The sequence below is a fragment of the Tateyamaria sp. syn59 genome (assembly GCF_007995245.1).
Taxonomy (GTDB): domain Bacteria; phylum Pseudomonadota; class Alphaproteobacteria; order Rhodobacterales; family Rhodobacteraceae; genus Tateyamaria.
This window is the reverse complement of sequence record NZ_VCBA01000011.1, coordinates 87653-98338: the sequence shown is the minus strand read 5'-3', so window position 1 is coordinate 98338 and position 10686 is coordinate 87653. Positions and strand designations below refer to the sequence as shown.

Genomic DNA, 10686 nt, shown 5'->3' with positions numbered 1-10686 from the left:
AGAGTGAGTGCAATCTCCACCATTCTATCTACCCAACCGCATCGTTCATCGCATTCCGCAAGGCTCGATAAAGAGGTGCGCCAGTCCAGGGACTGGCGCGAGTGTATTCAAGCCTCCAACACCGCAGAAATGCGATCCGGGGTGAATGGCATGTGTCGCAGCCGCCTGCCTTGCGCTGCGTAGAACGCATTCGCGATGGCCGAGGGCACCATCGGCGTGCCAACCTCGCCGACACCGAGGGGCGGTGCATCCACATCAGCGATATACACCTCGATCTCAGGCGTCTGAAAGGCGCGCGTGACCTCGTAGTCGTAGAAGTTTTCCTGCACGACTTCACCATTTTCGATGTCTATTTTTTCGCTGAGCGCCATGGAAATGCCAAAGACGATCCCGCCCTCGATCTGATTGAGAGCATTGTCTGGTGACACGATAAAACCGGCGTCAACGGCCGCCCAGAAGCGGGTCACCTGGATGTCGCCCCGGTCGGGATCGACCTCCACTTCTGCAACACCCGCTGCCATTGAAGAGCTGTAGCCCGCGAATGACAGGCCCAAGGCCCGCCCCTCCCGGTTGCGCCAATCCGACATCTCGGCGACTTTCTCAAGCAGATGCCGCCCGCGCGGGTTGTCCTGCACCAGATCAAGCCGGAAATCGAGCGGGTCGCGCCCAGCCTCCGCCGCCAGTTCATCCATGAACGCCTCGGCCGCGAAAGCGGTGTAAGAGGCGCCGATGCCGCGGTAGGGCGACAGGCGCGCGTGGCGGTCCATGATGATGTGATCGGCGCGGAAATCCTTGATCCCGTAGAACTTGCTTTCAGCCCCACGCATCGAAATCACGTCGTTGGGGCGTACCGCGTCCCAGCGCAGCGGATTGAAAAAGCCAATGACGCTGGGTGTGGCAACCTTGTGATACCAGCCGTCAAGCTGCCCGTCCACGGTCAGACCCGCTTCCAGCTTTTGCGCGGCGGCGGGGCGGAATGTGCCCTGTTTCACGTCATCCTCGCGCGGCCAGATCACTTTGACAGGGCGCCCCACGGCTTGCGAACATAGTACGGCGTCGCGGACATAGTTCTGCATGAGCGCGGTGCGCCGCCCGAACCCGCCGCCCATTGTCATCATATTGAGCCGGACGTTCTCTGCCGAGATGCCGAGGGTTTCCGTTACCGTGCGCACGGTCCAGGACTGGGTTTGGGTGCCCGCCCAGACCTCGGCCCCTTGGCTGTCCGCATCCACATCTGCAACTGCCGCCATCGGTTCGATTTGCGCGTGGTACGCATAGTCCGAGAGGTACAGCTGGCCAAAGGTCCGATCGGCAGCCGCGATAGCGGCGGGTGCGTCACCAGTCTCGGCCCAGACGTCTCCGGAGGCGCCGGGTGCGTCCGCGGCGGCGGCGTACTCTGCCAGTGTATCGACGCTGTTTGAGTTGCGGAACGGCGATTGTGTTGACCAGTCAACGTTGAGCTGTCCGCGTGCGCCAAGCGCGGTCCAATAACTGTCGGCCACCACTGCAACACCGTCAGGCAGGGTCACGATATCAATGACGCCTGCCATGGCGCGCGCAGCGCTGTCATCGACGTTGAGAGGCACTTCATCTTCAACCGGCGCGCGTAGGACGGCAGCGTACGCCATGTTCGGCACATCGACGTCGATGGCGTATTCGGCTTGGCCTGTGCTTTTTGCTGGAATGTCGCGACGGGGAATGGCTTGGCCGATGATGCGAAAGTCGGCCCGGTCCTTGAGCGTGATCGTGTCTGCGTCCGGAACCGCCAGCCCGTCCGCGCCCAAGGCGGCCAGCGCACCATAGGCGGCACCTTGACCGTCGGGTCCGATCACGCGGCTCGGTTCGGTCCGCAATGTTTTTTTGTCGACGGCCCAGTCGCGCGCAGCGATCTGAAGAAGGACGTCGCGTGCCTGTGCCCCCGCGCGGCGCATCGGCTCATAGTAGAACTGCACCCCGGTGCTGCCTGCGGTGTAGAGCACACCGCCAAAGAGCTGGTTGCCGAAGCGCCGGTCGTCGACGTTAAGCTGCTCGATCTCGATGTCGTCCCAATCGGCGTCGAGTTCCTCGGCAAGGAATTGCGGCAGTGTCGAGTAGCTGCCCTGCCCCATCTCGGTCGACGGGTGGATGACGGTGATGCGGCCATCGGGGTGGATTGTCAGCCAGATGTTGACGTCGAGCGGTGCGGTAGCGGCAGAAGCTGTTGCGAGTTGCAGGCCACCGGCGCCCAGAAGGAAAGAGAGGCCACCAGCTCCTTGCAGGAATGTGCGTCGATCAAGCGCCATCTCACACCTCCTGCGCGGCGCGTTCGACCGCTTTGAAGATCCGGGTGTAGGTGCCACAGCGGCAGAGGTTAGCGCTCATCTCGTCCACGATTTCTTGCCGGGTGGGGTTGGGATTGTCGGCTAGGAGTGCTGCGGCGCGCATGATCTGACCCGACTGACAGTAGCCGCATTGCGCGACCTGTTCGGCGATCCAGGCCTGTTGCAAGGGGTGCGTGCCGTCTTCGGACAGCCCTTCGATGGTGGTGACGTCTGCGCCCGCCACGTCGCCCACGGCCATCTGGCAGGCAAACTGCGCGACCCCGTCCACATGCACCGTGCAAGCGCCGCACATCGCGGCACCACAGCCGTATTTAGTGCCTTTGAGCTTAAGCGTGTCGCGCAGGACGAGGAGCAGCATTTCGTCGGGTGGGTTCTCGACCTCGACGGGGCGTCCGTTGAGCGTGAATTGGGTCATGCGTCAGTCCTTTCGTAAACGGGTTGCGTTAGGGGGCGATGAGGTGCCGGACGGTCGGGCCGTCGGCGCGGGTGTCGAAAGCGCGGACCTTGTCCTGCACGTCTTTGTCTTGGGCCGTCACCCGGTCGTGCTGGGCCATGTGCTCTTCCCAGGAGGAGACGAGGAAAGCTTCGACCCAGACCTCGGGCGCCTCAGCACTTTGGTAGACGCGCCAGTCATAGGCACCGTCGCGCCAGCGTTCGCCTGACCACTCGTTGATGGCGGTGAGGAAGGCGGTCTGGTCTGCGGGGTTGATGTGGTATTCGACCTCGACCATGACGGGGCCGCGGGCGTGCAGGCCATCCTCTTCAATCGCGACGTCTGGCGCGGGCCAGTGCATGGACGGTGTGAGGTCGATCCCCTCGCCCTGTCCCAGCACGTGGTGGCGGGTGAGGGCGAGGCCCGCGAGCAGGCCTGCGGCTGCGATCAGCAAAGCGGTTGTGGTCGAGGTGAGCGAGGCCACCTGTCCCCACATTGCTGATCCAAAGGCCATGGAGCCGAAGAACACCATGAGGTTGATGGCAAGGCCACGGGCGCGCACCCAGTTGGGAAGCGCTGTTTGGGCCGAGACGTTGAACGTGGTGAGCACGGCGATCCAGTTGAAGCCCCCCAGCAATGCGGCTGCGGCAGCGACGGGCGGTTGCGCGGCCGTGGCCAGGACGGCCATCGCGACAGCTGTACCCACAGCACCGGCGGCGGCCATGGCGCTGGCGTCGAGGCGCGCGCGCAGCTTGGGCAGGGTCAACGCCCCCGCTACAGCGCCCGTACCGATCAGAGTCAGCAGGAGGCCGTAAAGCGTGGCATCGCCCCCTTCGATCCCTTGCACGACCAGCGGCAGCAGCGCCCAATAGGCCGAGGCGAAGATGAAGAAGGCAAAGGCCCGGATCAGCGTCGCCTTGAGCGGGCCGTTGTGGGCCACATGCCGCAGGCCCGTGAGCATAGCGTTGGCGATGGGCTGCGAAGTTTTCTTGGGCGTGCTGTCATACTTCCACATCAACAACGCGCCGATGATCACCACGTGGCTGAGCGCGTTCAGCGCAAAGGGCGCAGACAAGCTGACCGAGGCGATGAGCAGACCGGCGAGCGCAGGCCCGATGGCGCGGCTGATGTTAATCCCCATAGAGTTCAGCGCGATGGCAGGTTGCAAAGCCTCACGCGGGACGAGCGCGGGCACAATGGCCTGCCAGGCGGGGGCCATAAAGGCGGTGCCGGTACCGATGGCCAGCGTGAAGAGGATCAGAAGGCCCGGTGTAACGAGTTCCAGATGCACCAGCCCCGCCAGAACCGCGATGATCACCAGCAACATCGCGTTCACCGTGATCAGCATTTTGCGCTTGTCGAGCCGGTCTGCGAGCGTGCCCGCGTAAAGCGCAAAGAGGAAAACCGGCAGCGTTGTCGCCGCCTGGACGAGCGACACGACAGCGGGGGACGAGTTGAGCGTGGTCATCAGCCACCCTGCGCCCACATCGTGCATCCACGTGCCAACATTCGAGATCAGCGTGGCCGTCCACAAAAGCGCAAAGGCGCGGTAGCCGAACGGGGCCCAGGCCGATGGCGCTGGCGCGGTTGCGACATCACCACTGGAAGACATCGCCAACCTCCTCTTGATGCTTTTGGGCATAGGCGCGGACAAAGGGGCAGAGCGGCACGATGCGCTGCCCTTTGGCACGGGCATCAGCGATCAGGTGCAGGATCAGGGTCTGGGCCAGACCGCACCCGCGTAACTCATCCGGGACATAGGTGTGATCGGCGATCACAAGCTCTGGCGTCACCTTGGACAGGATCAGCTCGGCGGCACTGGCAAAGCCACGCACGGAGGCCCCAAAGCGCGCCTTGGTGTCGCTTTCGCTGTAGGTGACGTCGACATTCTGGTCGTCCAGCATGGGGTCTCTCCGATGCTCGAAAAGGGGTCTGCGCGGGCGGAGGCCAGAAATCGGCCCTTGCCCGCGCCGTGTCATTCAGCAGCCAGTCCAGGCGGGGTCGGTACTGCGGCCCCCGGTGCGCCGTAGGTCAGCACGGGCGACCAGTCGGGCAGCGTGGGCAGTGGCGCGGGGGCCAGATCGGCAAAGCGCGCCTTTGCATGCACAACCGCGCCGCCGGTGAAGGTCAGATCGGCCTCAATCTCTGTGATCTCATCCTCGGCCACGGCGAAATAGTCGCGGTCGAGCACGGCAATGTCCGCAAGTTGCCCGGCCTTGATCTGCCCCTTCTTGCCCTGTTCGCGGCTGAACCACGCGCCCGCGGCCGTCCAGTGGCGCAGCGCGTCATGACGGTCGAGCCGGTTGGCCGAGTCCCAGATCAGGTCGCCACCGCGCCCCTTGCCCGACACGGCCCAGTGGATGGCAAGCCACGGGTTGTAGGAGGACACGCGCGTCGCATCGGTGCCCGCGGCCAGCGGCACGCCCGAAGCCATCATCTTTTTAACCGGCATGACCTCGCGCAGCGCATCCTCGCCATATCGGTCTCGATACGCTGTCGTCTGGAAGGCGATGCGGTTCTGGTAGCTGATGCCGCCGCCAAGGCGCGCCACCCGCTCCATCGTTGCTTCGGACGCGGTTTCACCGTGGTCGAAAATCCAGTTGAGTTCTTCCAGCCCCTTGTCGCGGCCCACCTCTTCGACGAGATCGAGCAGGCGGTGGGCGCTTTCCTCGTAGGTGCAGTGGAAGCGGATTGGCCAGCGTTTGTCGAAGAGGAATTCGAGCACCGGGCGCAGGTCGCCCTCCATCCTTTTGGGCAGGTCGGGGCGGGGGTAGCTGAAATCTTCGAAGTCGTAGGCGGAGGCCACCAGCATCTCGCCCGCGCCGACGCATTTGAGGTAGTCGTCGCCCTCATCCGGTTTGACGATGTCATTCCAGCGCTTGAAATCCTCAAGCTCGAACAGGGGCCGTTGCGCGAAAAGCTGGTAGCCAATGCGCACCGTCTGTTCGCCCCGTTTGTTGAGTTCCGAGATGACGCCATAATCGTCCGGGTAATTCAGAAAGCCGCCCGCGCAGTCGAGGGCTGAGGTCAAGCCCAGCCCGTTCAGCGCGCGGAAATAGTGCTTGGTCGAGGTGATCTGTTGTTCAAAGTCGAGCTTGGGCGCCATATCGAGAAGTGCATAAAGCGGCTGCGCGTTGGGCCGCGCCATGACGAGGCCCGTGGGGTTGCCTTGGTCGTCGCGCTCGAGACGGCCGGAGACGAAGGGTTCGTAGAAATGTTTGTCGATGCCGATGGCGCGTAAGGCCGCCTTGTTCAGCCAGGCGCGGTCATAGAGGTGGAGGACGTAGACAGGCACATCGGGGACGACGGCGTTGATCTCATCAATCGTGGGCAGACGTTTTTCGGCAAACTGGTCGATGGACCAGCCGCCCACAACGCGGATCCATTGCCCGGCGGGGGTGCGTTGCGCCTGCGCCTTGAGCATACGCAGACCGTCCGCGAGGGATGGCACGGTGTCCCAGCGCAATTCCATCGCGAAGTTGTTGCCCTGGCGTATGATATGCGTGTGGCTGTCGATGAGGCCGGGGATGACCCGTTGACCGCCCAGATCGACGGTTTCGGTGTCCGGCCCGGCCAACGCCAGCATGTCCTTGTCACTGCCAACCGCTGCGATCGTTGTTCCAGCCATGGCCACCGCACTCGCCTCGGGCATATCCGGGTCCATCGTGGTGATCTTGCCGTTGAAAAGGATCGTGTCGGGGGCGGTCATGGCAGGGCTCCTTCCGGGTATGGGCGTGGGTTCAGCGCCCGGCAGGTGCCGGGGCTGGGACAGGTTGGGCGGTGTGGTCCCCCGCGCTTGGTGCGGGGGACGCGGGGCGTGGTTATTCGGCAGCGATGGGCGTGGCGGGCACCGCATCGTGGCGGGGTCCGCTGTGAGTGCTACGCGACGGCGCTTTGTGCACCATCGTGTAGGCGTAATCGACGCCCATTCCGTACGCACCCGAATGCTCGCGCACAAGGTCCATCACCGCGTCATAGGTGTCGCGGCGCGCCCAGTCTCGCTGCCATTCGAGCAGGACTTGCTGCCAGGTCACGGGCACGACACCCGCCTGCACCATGCGGTCCATGGCGTAGTTATGCGCCTCAACGCTGGTGCCGCCCGAGGCGTCGGCGACCATGTAAATCTCGTAATCCGTGTCCTCCATGCAGCTGAGCGCGAAGGTGGCGTTACACACTTCGGTCCACAGGCCCGAGACCACGACCTTTTTGCGGCCTTCGGCGGCCCCTTGGGCGAGCGCGTCGCGCACCTTTTGGTCGTCCCAGGAGTTCATCGAGGTCCGTTCGAGGAGCGGTGTGTCGGGGAACACGTCGAGCAGTTCGGGATAGGTATGACCCGAAAAGGCCTCTGTTTCCACGGTTGTGATGATCGTCGGGATGTCAAAGATCTTGGCCGATTTGGCAAGCGCAACCGTGTTGTTCTTGAGAGTTTGGCGGTCCATGGACTGGACGCCGAAAGCCATCTGCGGCTGGTGATCGATAAAGATCAGCTGGCTGTTTTCCGGGGTGAGGACTTGGGTTTTCGACATCGGTCATCTCCGTCTTCGGGGGTTGGGGTCGTCAAACTGTTGCGCCGAGGAGTGGGCGCGCTAGGGATGAAGTTCGGCCTGATTTGCAGCGAGTGATGGAGCGGCAAGGCGGGCGGGCGGCATCTCAAAGACAAGCGCCGCGCCAGCGGTCTGCCAAGCGAGTGACACCGCTTCGGGTGCAGGCACTTGCAAGCCGTCGCCTGCGCTGACGCGCTCGCCTTCGGCGTCAGCGAGCCCGTCGATCAGATGCACGAAGTGGTCATTGTCGCTTACGGATACATGCTGAATAGCGCCTTCTTCAAAACGGCGCAGCCAGAGCCGCGCACCTGAGCGTACGGGCATCAAGCCCCCTTCGCCTGCCAGCAAGACATTGCCCGTCTCGGGCACCTTGGCTTGCGCATAAGTCGGCGTACCGCCCGTCTCATTGGGGATCAGCCAGATCTGCAGAAAGCGCGTTGTGTCGGTCTCGGAGGCGTTGAATTCTGAATGGCGCACACCGCTGCCAGCGGACATCGCCTGCACCTCGCCCGCGCGGATGACCGCGATATTGCCCTGGTCATCCTCGTGCCGCAGCGCACCGTCGAGCACCAGCGTCAGGATGTCCATATCGCTGTGGTCATGGGCGGCAAAGCCTCCCGCGGGGATCAGCGTGTCGTCGTTAATGACACGCAGCGCGTTAAAGCCCATGCGCGAGGGATCGTTGAACGCGCCAAACGAAAAGGTGTGATAGCTGTTGAGCCATCCAGTGCGGGTGCGCCCGCGCGTTGCCTTATCGTGGATTTTGATCATTGTCTCTATCCTTGAACTGCTACGTGAATTGGTGCCGCGCCAACGCTCGACAAAGCAGAAGTTCTGCAGCTATGGTTTAGCTGATCTAATCCATGAGCCTGTGTCCGATGCCGATGACCCGCCTGCCCAAACTGTCGAGCTTGCGCGCCTTTGAGGCGGCGGCGCGTCGTGGGTCGATCAAGGAGGCCGCCCTCGAACTCGCGGTCACGCCCGGCGCAGTCAGCCAGCAAATCAAGGCGCTGGAGGCCGACCTTGGCGTCGCCTTGTTCGTGCGCAAAACCCGTGCGATCCACCTGACGGCGGCGGGTCAGCAACTGCATCCGACGATCAGCGAGGCGTTTTTGCAGATGCGCCAGGTGATTGACGAGGTGCGGCCGAAAAACTCCCCGAGGCTGAGGATCCACGCGACAAACGCGATCATCAGCAAATGGCTGCTGCCGCGTTTGCACCGCTTTACCGTCGCGCATCGGGCGTTGCAGGTGCACATCGAATCCGAGCGTCCCTTTGACGAAGCCAGCGCGCACAGTGCTGATGTCGAGATCCGTTATGCCAAAGCGGCGCCGCGCGACATGTACACCGAAGTGTTGCACACCGAGTTGATGCTGGTTGTGGCAAGCCCCACGCTGCTGGATCGCTATGCTGTGACCGCGCCGCAGGATTTGCGACGGGTGCCGATCTTGCATGATACATCGTCGCTCTACGGCAACACGGTGACGCGGTGGGAATATTGGGCGCAGCACGCCGGTCTGGAAAACGCCATCAATCTGGACAACGCCATGCGATTTGAGCAACCCCCGGGTGGCCAAACCACCGATGCCGCAATTGCGGGGATCGGGGTTGGCTTGTGCGGGTCGTTGCTGGTGCATGGGGCGCTGAGCGATGGGCGCCTTGTGTGCCCGTTCGGTCCAGCGGTACCCTCTGGCCGCAAGTACTTTATCTGTTGCCGCCCAGGGCGGGAAAAAGAGGAGCATATCCGTGACTTCCTGTCCTGGGCGCGCCAAGAGGCGGCGGTGTTGACGACGTTGAACGCGATCCGCGAGGCATCAGTGCTGCCCGCCGAATAGGCGTGTCAGTGCGGTCAGTTCAGTGTTGCGCAACTCGTGCCCGCCATCGTGGACATCCGTCTGCACATCCGCTCCCTGCGCCTTGAGCCAGGCGATCAACTGTTCGCTCATAGGCAAAGGCGTGATCGGGTCGCGCCGACCCGCCGTGACAAGAACCGGGCGGTCCTCGAGTGCAGGATTGGGGGCCAGACCCCATGTCACCAGCGGGTGCAAGAGCCCCACACGGTCAAACAGATCCGGACGCTTGAGGAACACCGACGCCAGGATGTTGGCCCCGTTGGAGTACCCAAACGCATAGACCGGATGGCCGGGATGGGCCGCGCGGTGCGCCGCGACAAAGGCGGTCATTTTCGCCGTCGCCCGCGCAAGGTCGTCCATGTCATAGACACCTTCACCGGTGCGACGGAAAAAGCGGGCCGCGCCTCCTTCGGACACATCCCCCCGGGGCGAGACAACGCCCGCCCCAGGAACAATCTGACTTGCCAGCTCAAAGAGCTGATTTTCATCCCCACCCGTGCCGTGAAAGGCAAAGACGAGCGGACGTGCAGGGTCGGGCGCAGAAGTCCGCGCCTGATACAGGTCTGTGCTCATGTGATCCTCCGTCAGGCGGCGATCGGGGGCAGCAGCGCCTCGATCTTGTCACGATGGGGTTCATACCGGGTCGGCAGTTTCAGTGCCTCGCCCAGATGTGCCGTGTCTTCGTCACGGTCAAAGCCGGGCTCGTTCGTGGCAATCTCGAACAGCACACCGCCGGGTGTGCGGAAGTAAATCGCCCAGAAGTAATCCCGGTCGATCACGGGCGTGACCTGATAGCCGGTTTGCATCAGCGCCTCGCGCACCCGCAGCTGTGCAGCACGGTCTTCGACGGCAAAGGCGATGTGGTGGACCGATCCAGCACCTTGATCGGCGGCGGGCGCAGCATTGCCCACCTGTTCAAGGTCGATGGTGTCGGCGGCATTGCCGCCCTCGATCACATAGCGGGTAATGTCGCCTTCGTGTTCGGCCTTCTGGTAGCCCATGTAGGTGAGCAACTCACCCGTGGCGTCCGCGTCCCGCAAGCGGAACCGTGCACCGCGGAAACCGAAGATGCCCGCGTCTTCCGAGACATTGCCCGAGGTCCAGGCGGTCCGCCCCTGCGCGTCGCTTTCGACCAGCGCAAAGCCGTCGCCATCCGGGCCCTCAAAACTGAGCCGCGTTTCGCCAAAGGCCGTGTCTTGAGCCAGACCCGCAACGCCCTTGGAGCTCAAACGTTCGGTCCAAAAGGGTAAGCTGCCTTCGGGCACCGCGAATTCTGTCACACCGACCTCGCCTGCGCCACGCCGCCCTTTCGGCATCGTGCCGAAGGGGAAGTAAGTCATGACGGACCCAGGCGTCCCGAGCTCATCCCCGTAGTAGAGGTGATAGACTTCGGGCGCGTCGAAGTTGACCGTCTTCTTGACCCGGCGCAGGCCAAGCGTGTTCGTGAAGAACTGGTTGTTGGTGTTGGCATCCGCCGCCATGGATGTGACGTGGTGCAATCCCTTGATGTCTTTGATCATCGTGCCACTCCTTGG

The 10686-nt window shown here is 63.2% G+C and carries 10 protein-coding genes; 1 reads left to right on the top strand and 9 read right to left on the bottom strand.

Translation table 11 applies throughout. From position 1 onward, the window contains the following. Positions 1–107 precede the first annotated feature (107 nt). The 7 genes from FD715_RS18210 to FD715_RS18180 form a co-directional block, all read right to left on the bottom strand. A complete protein-coding gene (locus FD715_RS18210; RefSeq protein WP_147113276.1) occupies positions 108–2282 on the bottom strand; it encodes a xanthine dehydrogenase family protein molybdopterin-binding subunit in 2175 nt (724 codons plus the stop codon). A gap of 1 nt (position 2283) precedes the next feature. Next, the gene (locus FD715_RS18205) at positions 2284–2736 is read right to left on the bottom strand and encodes a (2Fe-2S)-binding protein (RefSeq protein ID WP_147113273.1); all 453 of its coding nucleotides are present in this window, start codon (positions 2734–2736) and stop codon (positions 2284–2286) included. Between the two features lie 28 nt (positions 2737–2764). Further along, positions 2765–4366, bottom strand: a complete 1602-nt coding sequence (locus tag FD715_RS18200; RefSeq protein ID WP_147113270.1) for an MFS transporter — start codon at positions 4364–4366, stop codon at positions 2765–2767. Then, positions 4350–4658, bottom strand: coding sequence for a GNAT family N-acetyltransferase (locus FD715_RS18195; protein ID WP_147113267.1), 309 nt, complete (start codon positions 4656–4658; stop codon positions 4350–4352). The genes FD715_RS18200 and FD715_RS18195 overlap by 17 nt, the downstream gene beginning before the upstream one ends. Positions 4659–4729: 71 nt before the next feature. Then, a complete protein-coding gene (locus tag FD715_RS18190; protein ID WP_147113263.1) occupies positions 4730–6463 on the bottom strand; it encodes an amidohydrolase in 1734 nt (577 codons plus the stop codon). A 112-nt stretch (positions 6464–6575) separates the two neighbouring features. Beyond that, the gene (locus FD715_RS18185; protein WP_147113260.1) at positions 6576–7280 is read right to left on the bottom strand and encodes a hydrolase; all 705 of its coding nucleotides are present in this window, start codon (positions 7278–7280) and stop codon (positions 6576–6578) included. Between the two features lie 60 nt (positions 7281–7340). Further along, the gene (locus FD715_RS18180) at positions 7341–8069 is read right to left on the bottom strand and encodes a pirin-like bicupin family protein (RefSeq protein WP_147113257.1); all 729 of its coding nucleotides are present in this window, start codon (positions 8067–8069) and stop codon (positions 7341–7343) included. A 92-nt stretch (positions 8070–8161) separates the two neighbouring features. Here FD715_RS18180 and FD715_RS18175 point away from each other — a divergent pair, with 92 nt between their 5' ends. Continuing rightward, positions 8162–9133 (top strand): LysR substrate-binding domain-containing protein, encoded by a 972-nt coding sequence (locus FD715_RS18175; RefSeq protein ID WP_147113254.1) that lies wholly within the window; start codon positions 8162–8164, stop codon positions 9131–9133. On the opposite strand, the gene FD715_RS18170 is transcribed toward FD715_RS18175, so the two are convergent. Both FD715_RS18170 and FD715_RS18165 read right to left on the bottom strand, forming a co-directional pair. After that, positions 9113–9724: an alpha/beta hydrolase gene (locus tag FD715_RS18170; RefSeq protein ID WP_147113251.1), complete on the bottom strand. Its 612-nt coding sequence runs from the start codon at positions 9722–9724 to the stop codon at positions 9113–9115. The genes FD715_RS18175 and FD715_RS18170 overlap by 21 nt on opposite strands. An 11-nt stretch (positions 9725–9735) precedes the next feature. Next, positions 9736–10671, bottom strand: coding sequence for a ring-cleaving dioxygenase (locus FD715_RS18165; protein ID WP_147113248.1), 936 nt, complete (start codon positions 10669–10671; stop codon positions 9736–9738). Positions 10672–10686: the final 15 nt, after the last annotated feature.